Annotated in this window: 16 protein-coding genes; 9 read left to right on the top strand and 7 right to left on the bottom strand. The window is 58.3% G+C overall.

Annotated elements, in window-relative coordinates; genetic code table 11:
- Positions 1-99 precede the first annotated feature (99 nt).
- From SLH47_RS18930 to SLH47_RS18915, 4 genes are all read left to right on the top strand, one after another.
- Entirely contained in the window at positions 100-1719 is a 1620-nt protein-coding gene (locus tag SLH47_RS18930) for a putative bifunctional diguanylate cyclase/phosphodiesterase (RefSeq protein WP_320241691.1), read from the top strand.
- Positions 1720-1841: 122 nt separating this feature from the next.
- Positions 1842-2564 (top strand): DUF533 domain-containing protein, encoded by a 723-nt coding sequence (locus SLH47_RS18925; RefSeq protein WP_320241689.1) that lies wholly within the window; start codon positions 1842-1844, stop codon positions 2562-2564.
- Positions 2565-2639: 75 nt separating this feature from the next.
- The gene (locus SLH47_RS18920; protein ID WP_320241688.1) at positions 2640-2975 is read left to right on the top strand and encodes a DUF1905 domain-containing protein; all 336 of its coding nucleotides are present in this window, start codon (positions 2640-2642) and stop codon (positions 2973-2975) included.
- A 6-nt stretch (positions 2976-2981) separates the two neighbouring features.
- Complete coding sequence (locus SLH47_RS18915; RefSeq protein ID WP_320241686.1) at positions 2982-3092, top strand: YdeI/OmpD-associated family protein; 111 nt, start codon at positions 2982-2984, stop codon at positions 3090-3092.
- On the opposite strand, the gene SLH47_RS18910 is transcribed toward SLH47_RS18915, so the two are convergent.
- The 3 genes from SLH47_RS18910 to SLH47_RS18900 are packed head-to-tail and all read right to left on the bottom strand — an operon-like array spanning position 3089 to position 6792.
- Positions 3089-3460, bottom strand: coding sequence for an RNA-binding S4 domain-containing protein (locus SLH47_RS18910; protein ID WP_320241683.1), 372 nt, complete (start codon positions 3458-3460; stop codon positions 3089-3091). The genes SLH47_RS18915 and SLH47_RS18910 overlap by 4 nt on opposite strands.
- Positions 3457-6204 (bottom strand): helicase-related protein, encoded by a 2748-nt coding sequence (locus SLH47_RS18905; protein ID WP_320241681.1) that lies wholly within the window; start codon positions 6202-6204, stop codon positions 3457-3459. Before SLH47_RS18905 ends, SLH47_RS18910 begins: the two co-directional genes overlap by 4 nt.
- A gap of 27 nt (positions 6205-6231) precedes the next feature.
- On the bottom strand, positions 6232-6792 hold the full coding sequence (locus tag SLH47_RS18900) for a tetratricopeptide repeat protein (RefSeq protein WP_320241679.1): 561 nt from the start codon (positions 6790-6792) through the stop codon (positions 6232-6234).
- Positions 6793-6867: 75 nt separating this feature from the next.
- Between SLH47_RS18900 and SLH47_RS18895 the strand changes: the two genes are divergently transcribed.
- Positions 6868-7158 (top strand): SCP2 sterol-binding domain-containing protein, encoded by a 291-nt coding sequence (locus tag SLH47_RS18895; protein WP_320241677.1) that lies wholly within the window; start codon positions 6868-6870, stop codon positions 7156-7158.
- Between the two features lie 6 nt (positions 7159-7164).
- Positions 7165-8118 (top strand): alpha/beta hydrolase, encoded by a 954-nt coding sequence (locus tag SLH47_RS18890; RefSeq protein ID WP_320241676.1) that lies wholly within the window; start codon positions 7165-7167, stop codon positions 8116-8118.
- On the opposite strand, the gene SLH47_RS18885 is transcribed toward SLH47_RS18890, so the two are convergent.
- Together SLH47_RS18885 and SLH47_RS18880 are read right to left on the bottom strand one after the other, a co-directional pair.
- A complete protein-coding gene (locus SLH47_RS18885; protein ID WP_320241675.1) occupies positions 8115-9233 on the bottom strand; it encodes an aminotransferase class I/II-fold pyridoxal phosphate-dependent enzyme in 1119 nt (372 codons plus the stop codon). The genes SLH47_RS18890 and SLH47_RS18885 overlap by 4 nt on opposite strands.
- A gap of 3 nt (positions 9234-9236) precedes the next feature.
- The gene (locus tag SLH47_RS18880) at positions 9237-10568 is read right to left on the bottom strand and encodes a threonine ammonia-lyase (RefSeq protein ID WP_320241673.1); all 1332 of its coding nucleotides are present in this window, start codon (positions 10566-10568) and stop codon (positions 9237-9239) included.
- Between SLH47_RS18880 and SLH47_RS18875 the strand changes: the two genes are divergently transcribed.
- The 3 genes from SLH47_RS18875 to SLH47_RS18865 are packed head-to-tail and all read left to right on the top strand — an operon-like array spanning position 10567 to position 15035.
- Positions 10567-11580, top strand: a complete 1014-nt coding sequence (locus SLH47_RS18875; RefSeq protein ID WP_320241671.1) for a ligase-associated DNA damage response exonuclease — start codon at positions 10567-10569, stop codon at positions 11578-11580. The two genes, SLH47_RS18880 and SLH47_RS18875, sit on opposite strands and share 2 nt — an antisense overlap.
- Positions 11577-13166, top strand: coding sequence for an ATP-dependent DNA ligase (locus SLH47_RS18870; protein ID WP_320241670.1), 1590 nt, complete (start codon positions 11577-11579; stop codon positions 13164-13166). The genes SLH47_RS18875 and SLH47_RS18870 overlap by 4 nt, the downstream gene beginning before the upstream one ends.
- Positions 13167-13217: 51 nt before the next feature.
- Complete coding sequence (locus tag SLH47_RS18865) at positions 13218-15035, top strand: M3 family oligoendopeptidase (RefSeq protein ID WP_320241668.1); 1818 nt, start codon at positions 13218-13220, stop codon at positions 15033-15035.
- Here SLH47_RS18865 and SLH47_RS18860 read toward each other — a convergent pair.
- A complete protein-coding gene (locus SLH47_RS18860; RefSeq protein WP_320241667.1) occupies positions 15032-16072 on the bottom strand; it encodes an alpha/beta hydrolase in 1041 nt (346 codons plus the stop codon). The two genes, SLH47_RS18865 and SLH47_RS18860, sit on opposite strands and share 4 nt — an antisense overlap.
- A gap of 40 nt (positions 16073-16112) precedes the next feature.
- Positions 16113-16400, bottom strand: a complete 288-nt coding sequence (locus SLH47_RS18855) for a DUF4389 domain-containing protein (protein WP_320241666.1) — start codon at positions 16398-16400, stop codon at positions 16113-16115.
- Positions 16401-16402: the final 2 nt, after the last annotated feature.

Here is a 16402-nt window from a genome sequence, read left to right as displayed (position 1 = left end):
TCACGTTTTTCCCGGCCCTTTGGAACACCAGACCACATTCACAATTTCTAAGGTCTTTGGACGCAATGTGATGCCCGGACGAAGAGAATGGGCCGCATCATGACAAATTCCTGGACAAAGCTGCGCAGACGCGTCTCCGCCACATGGGTCATTCACATCGGCTTTTTTGTTTCTGCCATCATTGCTTGGCCAATCATGGCCGAGATGGAGCTCTTTGAGCGGTTCTATGACTACAGCCGCGCCCATGAGGACTGGGATCTGGACGAATTTGCACTGCTCGTTGTGAACCTGACGATTGCGCTATTGCTTTCATCGATTTTCCAAAGCACACGATTGCGAAAACTCGTCCGTCAACGTGATTTTGAACGTGATCGCGCGGAAAAGAATGCACGACACGACCCGTTGACCGGGCTGATGAACCGCCGGGCCTTTGGAACCGTGCTTGAGCAGACTGCCGACACGGTGCGCGCCAACGCGCCGCGCTACATTGCGATGCTCGACCTCGACAGGTTCAAGCCGGTCAATGACATACACGGACATGCGGCAGGTGACGCCGCCATCCGCAAGGTGGCGCAACGGCTCAAAGCGGAAGTGGGTGAGTTCGCCCAGGTTGGTCGCCTTGGAGGGGACGAGTTTGCGATCATCTTTGACGTCGGCACGGATGTACAGCAGGTCGAAAGATGCGCAAGGCGTCTGATACATGAGGTGGAAAAGCCTGTGCGGTTTCACGGAACACCACTGCATGTAAGCTGCAGCATCGGTTTGATGCAATGGAGTGAAGAAATCAGCACGACCGAAGCCCTGCGCAGGGCTGACAAGTCGCTCTATGCAGCCAAGGATGGCGGTCGCGCCCGTTTTGCCTGGTATGACGCTGAGCTTGACCAGAAGTCGCACGAACGTGCCCAGCTGGAGGTAGACCTGACAAAGGCCATCGCGGACCGCGCAATTGAGGCGTGGTTTCAACCGGTTGTGAACATTGAGACCCAAGGCCTGATTGGCTTTGAAGTTCTGGCGCGCTGGACCCATCCCACGAGAGGCGCCATCGCGCCAAGTGTCTTCATCGAGATTGCTGAAGATAGCGGCCAGATAGGCAATCTCGGGCTCAGCATTCTACGTCAAGCCTGCGAGGCCGCAGCGTCATGGGACCCGAAACTGACAATCGCATTCAACGTCTCTCCGCTGCAATTTCATGATGCTCTTCTTGTTGAACAAATCAAACAGGTCCTTGACGATTGCGGATTCGATGCGAAGCGTTTGACCATCGAAGTGACTGAGAGCTCTATCATCCATGACTTCGGGATCGCCCGCGCCAAACTAGATGCGCTCAAGGAACTTGGGGTTGCCGTGGCGCTTGATGATTTCGGTACCGGCTATTCGAGCCTCGCAAGCTTGCGCCAATTGCCCTTCGACCGAATCAAGATTGACCGCAGTTTTGTGACCAATATTGCAGCAGAACCGCAAAACCAGAAGATCGTCGCTGGCATTATGGCGCTGGCCAAGGGGCTGGATCTTGATGTGACTGCGGAAGGGATCGAAACCAAAGATGATCTTTCCTACCTGCAAGACCTAAGCTGTTCACTTGGCCAGGGCTTCTTGTTCGAGCGTGCAGTCCCGGAAAAGCATGTACCGTGGTTGATGGAGAGCCAGTTGAAGGAATGGCCCCTGAACGCGCAAGAGGCAGGTGACTTTCAAAAGAAGTCGCTCAAAACCGCCTCCTGAGGGAGCATTTACGCTGGCGACCAGACGATCGCCTTTGAACCAAATGCTGGACTGGAGGCTGAGTTCGACCCATCATTGACCTCATATTTGCAACTGCATGTTGTACCAAATGGGGGAAAACGATGTCACTGATGAACACCGTAACGAAGATGGCAATGGGCTTTGCCATGGCCAAGGGCATGGATGCAATCCAGAAAAATGGTGGTTTGGGTAATGTCCTGTCTGGACTGACGGGCAGTGCCGGCGGAACCCAACAGGCTGGTTTGGGTGGGCTGGGCGACATGCTGGGCCAGCTGTCGGCACCCGGTGCGGCCGGTGGTGGTCTGGGCGGCATGCTGGGGCAATTATCCGGTGGTGGCGGGATGGCCGCCGTAGGCGGATTGGGCGGCCTGGGTGCGCTTTTGGGCGGTCTGGCTGGCGCGCGCGGTGGCGAGGCGGGCGGAGGGCTTGAAGCGCTTTTGAACCAGGACAATCCCGCCGAAGAACCCGATGAAGATGACGTCGCCAAACTGATGCTGCGGGCCATGACACAGGCCGCCCGTGCCGATGGAGACCTTGATCAAGGCGAAAAGACAAAGCTGATCGACATTGTCCGCGAAGGCGACCCCGGCACGACGGAAACTCTGCAATCCATCCTGGATGAACCGGTTGACGCTGCCAGACTTGCCGCCGACACGCCGAAAGGGCTGGAGACCCAAGTCTATACAATGTCGGTCAATGCGATCACACCCGACAATCAGGCAGAAGCACAGTATCTGCATGCTCTCGCGTCCGGTCTGGGCCTGCAGCCGCAAACGGCCAATGCAATTCACGACAGTCTGGGCGCGCCTAGGCTCTACAATTGAGGGAAGGCGGGACAGACACTGACTCCGCCAATCCGACACACTGACGTACGCGACATGATTGATTTCTAACCCGACATGTTCGAGACGAATTTGACCCAGGAACTGAACGGAAAGCACCTGATGTCGGCTGCCATTGTGCTAAAGCCCGATCTTGCAGCCGAACTCCCTTTTGGTCGCTATCCCAAGTTGCGCGTTGATGCCGAAATCAACGGCTTCGCTCATGAGGGCGCCTTCGTGCCAATCCACAGCGGGCACTACATGATGGTATCAAAGCGGCTGCGCAAAGTCATTAGCCGCGATTTGGGCGATCCCGTCATCGTACGTTTCAAAGTGGCCGATCAGGAAGCAATCAACTTGCCAGGCATCTTGCGCGACGCCTTTGAGGATGCCCCTGACGCCCGTGATATCTGAGATGCCATGCCCATCGGGAAACGGCGTAGCCGGTGCCACCAGATCAGTCGCGCGAAAGCGGCCGAAACCAAGCAGAACCGGATCGGCAAGCTTTTCGACCTGCTTTATGACAGTTAGTCCAGCCCCATATCCCGCCGATCCTTTTTGGTAGGGCGGCCGCCCTTCTCATATTTCGGGTTGGCGCCCTCGACTGAGGCGGGGCGTTCCTGCGGAACCGGTGTGAGGTCTTCATAAAGCGCTTGCGCCTCGGGCGCAGGACCGCGCCGTTCGCCACAGGCCAGAATACGGACAACGCGGGTTTCGCGCGCTTGGATAAATGTCAGCACATCACCGGGGCCGACGGTACGGGCGGGTTTGCTCACAGGCTGTCGGTCGACCCGCACCTTGCCTGCGCTGACAACTCCGGCCGCAAGACTGCGGGATTTGAAAAACCGCGCGTGCCACAACCACTTATCCAAGCGAATTGTCGGGCGCGGTTCGGTCAATCCTTCTTGAACCCGGCTAATGCAGCAGCAAACGGATTGTCGGGATCAATCGTCTTTTCTTTCTTCGGCTTTGCCTGATAGCTTTGCGGCTTGTTGCGATCACCCTGCGGCTTACCACGTGCCTTTGGTTTGCCTTTGCCACGTGGCTTGTGCTGGCCTTGCGAGCGCTGGTTCTGACGCGCGCCGCGCCCGCCCCAGGTGAAGGTAAAAAATACCTCCATCTCGGGGCCGGTATCTGGCGCCTCTAGCGTGGTTTCGTCGGGTGCGGCATCTGTGACAGCGGGCACCTCGACCGGCACTTCCGTCGGTACCTCAGTTGGTACCGTCTCTTCGACAGACGTCGCCGTCACGGCATCAGACGCGACCGCGCGGACCTTCTCGCGTTCACCTTTTTCAGCCTTGTAGCCCAGACCGGTCATAAGGTCGGCAAACTGCTCCAGTGTCATGCCGGTGATCGAGAGCATGTCTGCAGTCGCCTCAAACCCGGCCCGACTGTCTTTATCGCGCAACATGTCTGCAAGCCGTTCAAGCATATCGATCCGGATAGCGCGTTCGCCCGCCGCACGGTAACCTGCCATCGCGTAATAGCCCGGTAACGCATCTTTCGCAGCGGGGACGGTCACAAGGCCTGGTGGCGGGCTTTCGGGAAATTCTTGCAAGCCTTTTGCAAGTGCCCAAAGCACCAATCGCAGCCGTGTGGGCGCAGGCTTCAGCAGCAGGGGTTGAAAGATCGTAAACTGGCCAAACCGCACGCCATGTTTGCGCAGCGATCCACGCGCATCCTGATCCAGCGCCTTGACGATGTCCGCAACTTCACCGCGCGGCAGAATGCCGAACCCTTCGGCAAGCTGGTAGGCAAAGCCCTTGGCTGCCCCCGTCAACGTCTCATCATTTTTCAGCGCAAGTAGGCCCTCAAAACCAGTGGCAATCTTGCGGTCGATGAAGTGTTGCAGACGGCGCTGCACCTTCGCAGCGACATCGGGCCCGGCTTCCTCATCGACAAATGCTTCAACCCCGGGCTTGAATGGGTCCGCGCCAGAGGTCAGCTTACCCACCGCCTGATCACCCCACATCAGCCCGCCTTGTTCGGTGAAATCGATTTCTGGATCCGGTGCGTTGTAAAACCGATCAGCCAGCAGGTGAAAATGTGGAACCAGTGCCGCGACCGAGGCCTGGCGCAGCGTCTTCGCCTCATCTGGGCTTCCGGCCTTGTCCATGCGAAACCGGAACCCCTCCAGCCGTCCGACAAACTCGCCTTCGACGGTCACTTCGCCCTTGTCATTCACCTCGGCCACAAGGCTCTCCTTCTGTTTGAGCCGGCGAAGCAGAATGCTGGTCCGCCGGTCCACAAATCTTTGCGTCAATGCGCCATGTAGCGCATCTGATAATCGGTCTTCTACAGCGCGCGTTTCCTCGCGCCAACGAGATTCGTCAACTAGCCAACCCTTGCGTTGCGCCACATATGTCCACGTGCGGATATAGGCGAGCCGTTTGGATAGCGTATCAATATCGCCATCATCGCGGTCAATGCGTTTCACCTGCAAGGCGAACCAATTGGCATCAACATGCCCAAACTGGTGCAGATCGGTATAGATATGCGTCAGAAGCGATGCATGTTCTGCCGGTGAAATCCCACGAAAATCGGGGACGCGGCAGACATCCCACAAAAGCTTCACCGACGGCCCGTCGGTCGCGCGTGCAATCACTTCGGCGTCTTCGGCCAATGTCTTGAGCGCACGCAGATCGTCGCTTTCGCGCACCCGCGTCAGCCATTGATCTTCGGTCCGCTGTTCAAGCCCGGCAATCAGACGCTTGAGCGATCCGAATTGCAGATCGCTATTGCGCCACTGCAATTTCTTGACCGGGGCAAACCTATGCGCACAGATCGCCTCGGCTACATGTTCATCGAGCGGTTCGGCCTCTCCGGTCACCCCGAATGTGCCGTTGTCCTTGTACCGCCCTGCCCTGCCCGCGATCTGCGCGAGCTCCTGCGGCTGCAAGTGACGCATGCGTCGGCCGTCGAACTTGCTGAGCGATGAGAATGCGACATGCGAGATATCGAGGTTCAATCCCATCCCAATCGCATCGGTGGCAACCAGATAATCCACATCACCGTTTTGGTACATCGCCACCTGCGCATTGCGCGTCCGCGGGCTGAGCGCGCCCATGACCACGGCAGCACCCCCTTTGGTTCGCCGCAAAAGCTCTGCAATCGCATAGACATTTTCAACCGAGAACCCCACGATGGCTGATCTTGCGGGCATCCGGCTTATCTTTTTCGAACCTGAATAGGTGAGCTGCGACATCCGCTCACGACGCAAGAACTGTGCCTCCGGGACTATCGCTGCAATGGCGCCGCGCATCGTCTCGGCGCCCAGAAACAACGTCTCATGCATACCGCGCGCATGGAGCAGCCTGTCAGTGAAAACATGGCCACGTTCTGGATCGGCGCAAAGCTGTATCTCATCAATGGCCAGAAAATCACAGCCCATGCCTTCGGGCATCGCCTCAACAGTGCAGACCCAGTAGGCCGCGCGGGGCGGCACGATGCGCTCCTCGCCCGTCACCAAGGCCACGACCGATGGGCCGCGTATCGCCACGATCCTGTCATAAACCTCGCGCGCCAACAAACGCAGTGGCAGCCCGATCACACCGGTACGATAGGACAACATACGCTCAATCGCGTAATGCGTCTTGCCGGTATTGGTCGGGCCCAATACAGCCGTAATCCGGGCGGGTGTCATAGCGGTCCCCGATCAGAGCAGAAACGCTTAGAGCGCCTGCCCCTCAAGCTGCATTTCCAGAACATTCAGCGCCTCTTGCGCCTCGATCGCATGCGGATTGATTGTCAGGATCAATTCATAAAGCGTGCGTGCATCCTCATCGCGCTCCAACTCCAGCATAATGGTCGCCAGGCCACGCATCGCCTCGAAATGGCGCGGGTTCAGGCGCAGGGTTTGCTGGATATCATCCAAGGCGGGTCCGGTCTTGCCCAGAAGGTAATAAGCTGATGCGCGGCCATAATACCCTTCGGCAAATTCCGGCGCATGGTCTACGAGCGCCGTAAAATGCTCGGCCGCAACATCCGGTTGACCTTCCTCCAACGCCTCTTTGCCGCGACGCAAGAGCAGATCCATCGCCGGAGAGCCGCTGCGCTCCCACTCGGTCACAATCTGGCGCTCGATCCGGGCATAGTCTTGCTCACCAGCATCCAAAAGCTGTTGATATAAATCGTCCAAGCGGCTTTCCTGGGCAAATGCAGGTAGGGAAATCCCCACTGCCACAAAAAGTGCCGCAACGATATATTTGATGGGATGTCTCAACGTAACCATATTCGGCAATGTAGCGCACTGTGCAGCCAACACCAACAGGCGGCACAGTCACATCACTGACAAAGGACGAAAAACATGAGTGACGTTGTGACCGAGGCCGTAGCTGCCCTGAACGCAAAAATGGATGGGGCAGGCTTTGACGGCTCTGCCAAATTCGACATTGAGGGCGAAGGCGCGATCATTATTGACGCAGACGGCGCGCGCGCGGGTGATGACGAAGCTGACGTCACGCTGACCGCCAGCACCGAGACGTTCAAGGCGATCCTTGACGGCGAGCTGAACCCGACAACCGCATTCATGACCGGCAAGCTGACCGTCGATGGCGATATGGGCCAGGCGATGAAGCTGTCAGGCGTTCTGGGCTAAGCGTTGATGGAGCCCGCACCCTTTCATAGCGATATCGCCGGCGGGCCCGACGGGGGTGCGGCCTATTGGTTGAAAACGGCAGATGGCCTGCGCATTCGCGTGGGCCATTGGACCATTCCTGATGCCAAGGGAACGATCCTGATCTTTCCCGGTCGCACGGAATTTATCGAAAAGTATGGTCGCGCCGCCAGGGCCTTTGCCGAGCGCGGCTATGCAAGCCTTGCGATTGACTGGCGCGGTCAGGGGATCGCCGACCGGATGATGGCAAATCGTGCCATCGGCCATGTGGGGCATTTTGATGATTATCAGCGGGACGTTGAGGCGACGCTGGCGCATGCCGCTGCACTTGACCTTCCGAAGCCCTATTTCCTGATAGGGCATTCCATGGGTGGGTGTATCGGCCTGCGGTCGCTGATGAACGGGCTCGATGTGAACGCAGCGATGTTTTCGGCACCGATGTGGGGTGTACAGATGAACCCCGCGCTACGGCCCGTGGCATGGGGGCTTTCAGCGGTGAGCAAACCGTTTGGATTTGACCAGACTCTGGCACCTGGCCAATCAGAAGAATCCTACGTCCTGCGCACGACGCTTGAGGAAAACGCGCTGACCGGCGACGCTGAGATGTTCGACATGCTGCAAGAACAGCTAGCGAAACATCCTGATCTTGGCCTTGGCGGGCCATCCTTGCGCTGGCTGAACATGTCATTGCGCGAGATGTTCCAGCTCAGCACCCTGCCCTCACCCGCTGTTCCCTGTCTCACTTTTCTCGGCACCGACGAGGCGATTGTGGACCCGGGCCGCATTCGTGATCGTATGCGCAAGTGGCCGGGCGGCCAATTGCGGGTCATTGATGGTGGACGGCACGAGATGCTGATGGACGCGCCTCAGATGCGCACGGCGATCATCGACGAAACGGTAGCGCTTTTTGACGCTAACAAGACGCTGACCAACGCGGCCTAAGCGCGCGCCAGAAACGCGGACACCTCTGCCAGACCTGCCTGCAAGTCAGCCTTTGGGTTGGCAAAACCGATCCGCACCGTGCCCTCCACCTCAAACACCGCGCCGGGTGCAAGCAGCACGCCCGTCTCTGTCATAAGGCGGGTGCAAAGCTCTTCGGATCCCAGCGGCAGATCGTAATCAAGCAAGGTTACCGTCCCCGATTGCGGCTGCACCCAGCTAATGCCGTGCGTTTGAGACACCCAATCGGCCAAGTACGTCAGGTTTTCCTGCGTAATCTGTCGCGACCGAGCAAGAACGCGGCCCTTGTTTTCCAACGCAAGCGTCGCAAAGTGATCATCCAGTTTGCCGACCGAGATCGTGTCGTAGTCGCGATGATGGGCGACGGCCGAGATAACGTCTTCAGGACCGGCCACCCACCCAAGCCGCAGACCAGCGAGGGCAAATGCCTTGGACATGCCGGCAGTCGAGATACCCTTTTCGTAGATATCGGCAATTGACGCAGTTGTGCCGTCACCCTCCTGATCGGTGCCCCGATAGACCTCATCACACAGGATGTAGGCGCCCACCTCGCGGGCGATTGCGGCAATGCCCTCCAGCACACTGCGATCCATCAAAGCGCCTGTTGGATTGTTTGGATTGGTCAGGGCTATCATCTTCGTGCCCGGTGTCACCGCATCGCGCAGGGCGTCTAGGTCAAGCTGATAATCATCCGCGCGCCGCAGCGGCAGCTTGACGACTTCAGCACCAAGGCTTGCAGGGATTGCGAAATGCTGCTGATAGGTCGGCACAACCGTCACAACCCGGTCACCAGCGCCAATCAGCGCCTTGTACACCAGCATGTTGGCACCGATTGTGCCATGGGTCACGATAATATTCGCGGGATCCTGCCGCTCATAAAGCGCTGAAATCGCATGTAAAAGCCGCGCAGAGCCGCGAATATCGCCATAGGTCATCTTTATCTGCGACAACGCCAAAAGATCGCCGGGCTCCTGACCGGCCAACGCAAGCAAATCGGCAATTGTCAGGCTTTCCACGCACGTCTCGGCCAGGTTGTAGCTGCAGCGCGTCTCCCACGCGTCCATCCAAAGCTCGATCCCGAAAGGTTCAATATACATCGTCTATCCCAGTTCACTGTCAGCGCGGACCTTGAAACCGGCATCGCGCAATTCCTGCACGGTTTCAGCGACATGAGCCTTGTCGCGCGCCTCGATCACGATCTCCAGTTCCGCCTGTTTAAGCGACACCGATTGCATCATGCGCTGGTGGATCACCTCAACCACATTTGCGCCTGCCTCACCAATGATCCGTGAGATTTCGGACAATTGGCCGGGCGTGTCGTCAATCTCAAAGGTCAGGCGGGTGATCCGCCCGTCCCGCACCAGCCCGCGCAGGATCAGGGTGGAGAGCAAGCGCGAGTCGATATTGCCGCCGCAGATGACGAGGCCGACCTTCTTGCCCTTCAACTCCGGCGCCAGCTTTTCGATCACCGCAAGACCTGCGCCCGGAGCCCCTTCGGCCACGATCTTTTCGTAAGACAAGAGGTCAAAGACAGCCGCTTCAATCTCCTGCTCACTCGCGGTCTCAACGCGATCTACAAATTCTTTGATAACCGCCATATTTGTCAGTGAGGGTTCACGCACCGCAATGCCTTCGGCCAGCGTCGCGCCGCCGAAATTGGTGGCCACTGCGTCAAATTGGGCTTTGACCGCGTCGAACCGTTCAGCCTGTGCCCCGATGATTTCGACGGTAGGTTTGGCGGATCTCGCCGCCACCGCCATGCCCGCGATCAGGCCGCCGCCACCGATTGGGATGACGATGCAATCGAGATCGGGCTGATCCTCCAGCATTTCAAGCGCCACACTGCCCTGCCCCGCAGCCACAACCGGATCGTCAAACGGGTGGATAAAGGTCAGGCCCTTCTCCGCCGCCAAGTCGAGCGTGAATTGCACGCTTTCATCGAAACCTTGCCCGTGCAGCACGACCTCAGCCCCGAAATCCTGGGTGCGCTTGATTTTGTTGAAGGGCGTCCCTTCGGGCATCACAATCGTCGCGGGGATGCCCAACCGGCTGGCGTGATAGGCCACGCCCTGCGCATGGTTGCCCGCGCTACAGGCTATGACCCCCGCTGACCTTTCGGCGTCAGACAACGTCAACAGCTTCGCCAAGGCACCGCGCGCCTTGAAGGCGTTGGTGTGCTGCAGGTTCTCCAGTTTCAGATACAGATCAATGCCGAGATGCAGCGACAACCGCGCCGCATGCACGGTCGGCGTCCGCATCGTGGCGGGCCTGATCGCCTCATAAGTCTGGCGGATCAACGCCGGGTCAAGCGTCATCGGCCCCCTCATTCTCGTGTCCACCGCCCAGTCTATCCCGCCGATGGGGCGCGCGAAACCCACGTCTTCGCACCCGACCATTGGCGGGGGCGGCCGGCGGTCTATACTCGTTTTCATGGCAGACGTCCTGACCTTCACCGACCGCGGCATCTACTGCCCGGCGGGCGATTTCTACATCGATCCCTGGCAGCCGGTGGATCGCGCGCTGATCACCCACGGCCACAGCGACCATGCGCGCCCCGGTATGGGCCGCTATCTGGCGACAAAAGGCACCGCCCCGGTGATGCGCCACCGGCTGGGCGAGATTGCGCTGGAGACTATCGATTTTGGCGAAGAGAGGCAGATTGGCGATGCGCTGGTCTCTTTCCATCCGGCGGGTCATGTGCCGGGTTCCGCGCAAATCCGCGTCGCAGTGAAGGGAGAGATTTGGGTCGTCTCTGGCGATTACAAGACCGTGGATGACGGCCTGTCAGAGCCGTTTGAGCCAGTAAAATGCCACGCCTTTATCACCGAATGCACCTTTGGTCTGCCGATCTTCAAATGGACCCCGCAGGATATCCTGACGAGCCAAATCAATGACTGGTGGGCAAGCAATGCCGCTGCCGGACGCACCTCCATCCTCGGCGCCTATGCATTGGGAAAGGCACAGCGGCTGCTGGCGCAGGTCAACCCCGATATCGGGCCCATCATCACCCATGGTGCCATCGAAAACACAAATGAAGTTCTTCGCAGTCAGGGGTTTACCCTGCCCGAGACGGTCTACGCCACGCCGGAGATCACGGCCAAAACACATCCTGGCGCGCTAGTTCTTGCGACGCCAAGCGCGCTTGGCACCACATGGACGCGCCGCTTCGGCCCGGCCTCCACCGCCTTCGCCAGCGGGTGGATGGCCTTGCGCGGGGTACGGCGCAGGCGGGCGGCTGACAGAGGCTTTATCGTCTCAGACCATGCCGATTGGGACGGCTTGAATGATGCAATCAAGGCCACGGGCGCGACCAAGGTTTTCGCCACACACGGCTACACCTCTGCCTTTCAACGATGGCTTTCTGAGCAGGGTTATGACGCGCATATCGTCAGCACGGATTATCACGGCGAAAACCTCGATCAGGCGGAAGAGGTCGAGGCATGAAGGACTTTGCCACCCTTTTCACCCGCATCGACGAAAGTACCAAAACGACGGTCAAAACGGCCGCGCTTGCCGATTACTTCCGCACCGCTGAGCCCAGCGACAAGCTGTGGACCATCGCCCTGTTCACCGGGCGGCGCCCCAAGCGCACGATCACGGCCACCCGCCTGCGCGAATGGGCGGCAGAGGTTGCGGGCCTGCCCGATTGGTTGTTCGAAGAGAGTTACAGCATCGTCGGCGATCTGGCCGAGACCATCGCGCTGGTGCTTCCCCCTGCCGAAGGGGACGATGACCAGTCCCTCACCTACTGGATCAACCGGATCAAAGCGCTTTCCGCCATGGAAGAGGAGGAGCGAAAGGCAGGCATTCTGCAGGCCTGGAACAGCCTACCCACGACGCAGCGCTTTCTGTTTACGAAGCTCCTGACCGGTGGCTTCCGCATCGGTGTCAGTGCCAAGCTCATCACCCGCGCGCTGGCGCAGGCCACAGGCCAGCCAGAGGCGGAACTGACCCATAAGCTGATGGGCAATTGGACTCCCGACACCGCCACATGGGAAGACCTGATTGAGGCGGACGACCCAACGGCTGACCTTTCACGCCCCTATCCGTTTTACTTGGCGTATCAGTTGGACAGCCTTGATGACCTTGGCGAACCGGGCGACTGGAACGCCGAACGCAAGTGGGACGGCATCCGTGGCCAGTTGATCATCCGCGGTGGCGAGCATCACCTTTGGTCGCGTGGCGAGGACCTGATGACCGACCGCTTCCCGGAGCTTGCACAGCTGAAAGACTATCTGCCCGATGGCACGGTCATCGACGGTGAAATCCTCGCCTTCGCCGATGGGAAGCCTTTGTCTTTCAATGCGCTACAAAAACGTATCGGGCGCAAAACCGTGCCGAAAAAGCTGTTGAAAGAAGCGCCAGTTATCCTGATGGCCTATGACCTTTTGGAATATGGAGGTCAGGATATCCGCGACACCGCGCTCAGCGAACGCCGCAACCAATTGAAGGCGCTGATCAACGACGCGCCACCAGAGGCGCCTATTCGCCTTTCCGAAGCTGTCGATTTCACAAGCTGGGACGACCTTGCCAAAGCCCGCGAACAATCCCGCGAGATCGGGGCGGAGGGGCTGATGCTCAAACGACTCGACAGCCCTTACTTGTCTGGCCGTAAACGCGGCGATTGGTGGAAATGGAAGATCGACCCGCTGACCATCGATGCGGTGATGATCTATGCCCAAGCGGGCCACGGACGCCGCGCGAACCTCTTTACCGACTACACATTCGCCGTCCGCGCGGGCAACGATCTGGTCCCCTTCACCAAGGCCTATTCCGGCCTGACCGATGCCGAATTCCGCGAAATCACCGCCTGGGTGCGGAAGAACACGCTGCAAAAGTTCGGCCCCGTCCGGCAGGTGCCACCAACCCATGTGTTTGAGATTGCCTTTGAAGGTATCCAAGCCAGCCCCCGCCATAAATCCGGCGTCGCACTACGTTTTCCCCGGATGTCCCGCTGGCGTAAAGACAAACCGGTGGATGAGGCGAATACGCTCGACGATCTCAAGGAAATGTTGGCGACATACGGCTAGCAACCAGTGGGCGAGAGGCCTATGAAGGGCCAAACAACTGGGGGTTAAGACATGCATTTTCCACAAGCGGTTTTCGACGCAAACGCAACGGGGGGCAAAGACCTCGGCAACCTGCCCGAATGGGATCTGAGCGATCTGTACACCGGCACCGACGCGCCAGAACTGCAACGCGATCTGGACTGGCTGGAAAAGGAATGTGCCGGTTTTGCAAAAAGCTACGCTGGCAAACTCGCTGCTCTCAACGCCGCTGAATTGCTGAAAGCCGTTCAGCGGTATGAACAGATTGAGGTTATCGCGGGCCGCATCATGTCATTCGCGGGTTTGCGCTACTATCAGATCACAACCGATGCGGATCGTGCGAAATTCATGTCCGATTGCCAGGACAAGATCACGACCTTTACCACACAGCTTGTCTTTTACAGCCTTGAATTCAACCGGCTAGAAGATGATCACCTCAACGCGCTGCTGGCTGAGAACGCGGATCTCGCTCGCTACAAGCCGGTCTTTGACCGGCTGCGGGCGATGAAGCCGCATCAGCTATCCGATGAGTTGGAGCGGTTTCTGCACGACCAGTCTACCGTTGGTGCAGCGGCGTGGAACCGGCTTTTTGATGAAACAATGGCAGGGCTGGAATTTGACTTGGATGGTGAGACGCTCCCGCTTGAGGCCACGCTTGATCTTTTGACTGACCCTGATCGCACAAAACGTGAGACTGCAAATCGCGCTTTGGCAGCGGTCTTTCAGGACAATCTCAAAACCTTCACCCGGATCCACAACACGCTTGCCAAACAAAAAGAAATCGAAGACCGCTGGCGCAAGATGCCGACGCCGCAGACCGCGCGGCATCTGGCCAATCACGTCGAACCAGAAGTGGTGAATGCGTTGCGCGACGCGGTTGTCGCCGCTTATCCGCGCCTGTCGCATCGGTATTACGCGCTCAAGGCCAAATGGCTGGGCGTTGAGAAACTGCAAGTCTGGGACCGCAACGCGCCGCTGCCGATGGAAAGCGACAAAACCGTCGATTGGGATACCGCAAGGGATAAAGTGCTGAGCGCCTACAGCGAGTTTGACCCCCAGATGGCCGACTTAGCGAAACCGTTTTTTTCGAAGGGCTGGATCGATGCGGCCGTCAAACCGGGGAAAGCCCCCGGTGCCTTCGCCCACCCCACTGTGACGACCGTGCACCCTTATGTGATGCTCAACTATCTTGGAAAACCGCGCGATGTCATGGTGCTGGCCCACGAACTGGGGCACGGCGTCCATCAGGTTCTGGCGGCTGGACAGGGAGAAATGCTCTCTTCAACACCTTTGACGCTGGCGGAAACGGCGTCTGTGTTCGGTGAGATGCTGACATTCCGCAAATTACTGGATGAGGCTGAGAGTGCGGAAGAACGCAAGGTCCTGCTCGCCAACAAGGTCGAGGACATGATCAACACGGTCGTCCGCCAGATTGCGTTCTACGATTTCGAATGCAAGCTGCATGCCGCCCGCGCCAAGGGTGAGCTGACGCCGGAGGATATCAATGCAATCTGGCTCGATGTGCAATCGGAAAGCCTTGGCCCGGCCTTTGAATTTGCCGATGGGTACGAGACTTTTTGGACCTACATCCCGCATTTCATCCATTCGCCATTTTACGTCTATGCCTATGCGTTTGGCGACGGATTGGTGAACGCGCTTTATGCCGTCTATCGCGAGGGCGACGCAGATTTCCGCACCAAGTATTTCGACATGCTGCGTGCGGGCGGGTCGAAACATCACAAGGACCTGCTCGCGCCCTTCGGCCTTGACGCCTCTGACCCCAAGTTCTGGGACAAGGGACTATCCATGATCGAAGGCTTCATTGATGAACTCGAGGCGATGGAAGCCTAGTTGGACAGGATCGACCCGTCGCGATTCAGTACCAGGAATTGGGACAATTCGGACTCGCGCAGGGCATCCTGATCCATCATCTGTCGCAGCACGTCGATGGCCACCGGGGATGTGAAGGCAACCATATGATCAAGGCTGCTGCCATCGCGGAGGTTGGTGATATCAACGAACGTGACATTCAGGCCCTCCACATCGGCGGCACTACTGATTGCACCTACTCTTTCGCGCCCGCCGCTCAGCAATGACGACAGACGCAGCGCACGGTCGGTCTGGCTGTTCAGTATGACAAAAGGTTCCGGTAACTCCCCTATAGCGCTGGCCTGTGCGCGAAAAATATCAGGGTCAAGGTCGGGTGACAGAAAGGTCACCGAGTCCATTCGCCGCAACACATCGCGATTGCCGGAAACGGCGAGCTGACGCATCGCCTCCATCGTCAACAAGGCCCCCATTGAGTGAGCCATCACGTTGATGTTCTTGTCGGTCTTCCGGGCGATATCGGTCAGCAAATCCACCAGATCATCCCGAGCGAAAAGCACGCTGTCACGGTCATAGACATAGGCGCCCGGCACACCGGCGGATGCCCAGGAAAACATCAAACGCGCATCAGGCAGATCGAAGTCATGTGCGATCTGGGCAAAACGATAAAGCGCCTCGGAACTGGTCGTGTTGTAGCCATGAACAAACAGATAGACCGCATCGCCCTCTGTCTCGGCAATGGCTCGTTCAAGCGCGGTCTCATTTTCAAGCAACACGAAATCGACGACAGCAAAATCTGTCAGCGGGTCAGTCGGGCCATCTGGCCAGGCAATCTGGCCCTGAACATGGGTTGGTGGGATTGAGACCGAAAGCTGCGCACGCCGCGCGACGGTCGAGCGGTCGCTTCGAAACGCGTCACGACCCAAGGCAACATTTTGCTGCGTGACAACAAAGATATCTTCAACTGTTGCGGCGGGATTGGGTGCAGCAAAACTGATCGTATCGGGCGGGCTGCAGGCGGCAACAAGGATCGCAATCGCCATGAATATCGATTTGCGCATCTTGTGTCTCGTATCAGGAAGAGCTCAGTGAAAAGGCAGGCTAGTCCAGTTCCGTCCAAGGCCACGGTTTGACCTCGCTCGCCGCTGTCTGATAGCGCGCTGCCTTGGCCATCCAGACACCCATTGTCGTCCCGATCTCTGCCAATTGTTCGTTCGGCTCGCGCTGGTTGAACAGCATGATGAGGAACTGTGCGACTGTCAGAATGCCCAAAAGGCTGCTCGCCATGCTCATCAGCACCGCGATGATCACCATGTTCAGAAGGCGCAGCCAGATCGATTCCAGATCGTCGGTCGCGTCGGATTCTACAGTTTCATGATCCTTGGCCATTG

It is taken from the genome of Cognatiyoonia sp. IB215182 (genome assembly GCF_033963905.1).
Taxonomy (GTDB): Bacteria; Pseudomonadota; Alphaproteobacteria; order Rhodobacterales; family Rhodobacteraceae; genus Yoonia.
Note: the sequence above shows the minus strand (reverse complement) of the source record. Positions and strands in the feature narration are given on the sequence as shown.

What these genes read in the sequence shown, in the direction of transcription:
- SLH47_RS18930 (WP_320241691.1), top strand. Translation starts at nt 100, where the DNA reads ATGACAAATTCCTGGACAAAGCTGCGCAGACGCGTCTCCGCCACATGG.
- SLH47_RS18925 (WP_320241689.1), top strand. Translation starts at nt 1,842, where the DNA reads ATGTCACTGATGAACACCGTAACGAAGATGGCAATGGGCTTTGCCATG.
- SLH47_RS18920 (WP_320241688.1), top strand. Translation starts at nt 2,640, where the DNA reads ATGTTCGAGACGAATTTGACCCAGGAACTGAACGGAAAGCACCTGATG.
- SLH47_RS18915 (WP_320241686.1), top strand. Translation starts at nt 2,982, where the DNA reads ATGCCCATCGGGAAACGGCGTAGCCGGTGCCACCAGATCAGTCGCGCG.
- SLH47_RS18905 (WP_320241681.1), bottom strand. Translation starts at nt 6,204, where the DNA reads ATGACACCCGCCCGGATTACGGCTGTATTGGGCCCGACCAATACCGGC.
- SLH47_RS18900 (WP_320241679.1), bottom strand. Translation starts at nt 6,792, where the DNA reads ATGGTTACGTTGAGACATCCCATCAAATATATCGTTGCGGCACTTTTT.
- SLH47_RS18895 (WP_320241677.1), top strand. Translation starts at nt 6,868, where the DNA reads ATGAGTGACGTTGTGACCGAGGCCGTAGCTGCCCTGAACGCAAAAATG.
- SLH47_RS18890 (WP_320241676.1), top strand. Translation starts at nt 7,165, where the DNA reads ATGGAGCCCGCACCCTTTCATAGCGATATCGCCGGCGGGCCCGACGGG.
- SLH47_RS18885 (WP_320241675.1), bottom strand. Translation starts at nt 9,233, where the DNA reads ATGTATATTGAACCTTTCGGGATCGAGCTTTGGATGGACGCGTGGGAG.
- SLH47_RS18875 (WP_320241671.1), top strand. Translation starts at nt 10,567, where the DNA reads ATGGCAGACGTCCTGACCTTCACCGACCGCGGCATCTACTGCCCGGCG.
- SLH47_RS18880 (WP_320241673.1), bottom strand. Translation starts at nt 10,568, where the DNA reads ATGAAAACGAGTATAGACCGCCGGCCGCCCCCGCCAATGGTCGGGTGC.
- SLH47_RS18870 (WP_320241670.1), top strand. Translation starts at nt 11,577, where the DNA reads ATGAAGGACTTTGCCACCCTTTTCACCCGCATCGACGAAAGTACCAAA.
- SLH47_RS18865 (WP_320241668.1), top strand. Translation starts at nt 13,218, where the DNA reads ATGCATTTTCCACAAGCGGTTTTCGACGCAAACGCAACGGGGGGCAAA.
- SLH47_RS18860 (WP_320241667.1), bottom strand. Translation starts at nt 16,072, where the DNA reads ATGCGCAAATCGATATTCATGGCGATTGCGATCCTTGTTGCCGCCTGC.
- SLH47_RS18855 (WP_320241666.1), bottom strand. Translation starts at nt 16,400, where the DNA reads ATGGCCAAGGATCATGAAACTGTAGAATCCGACGCGACCGACGATCTG.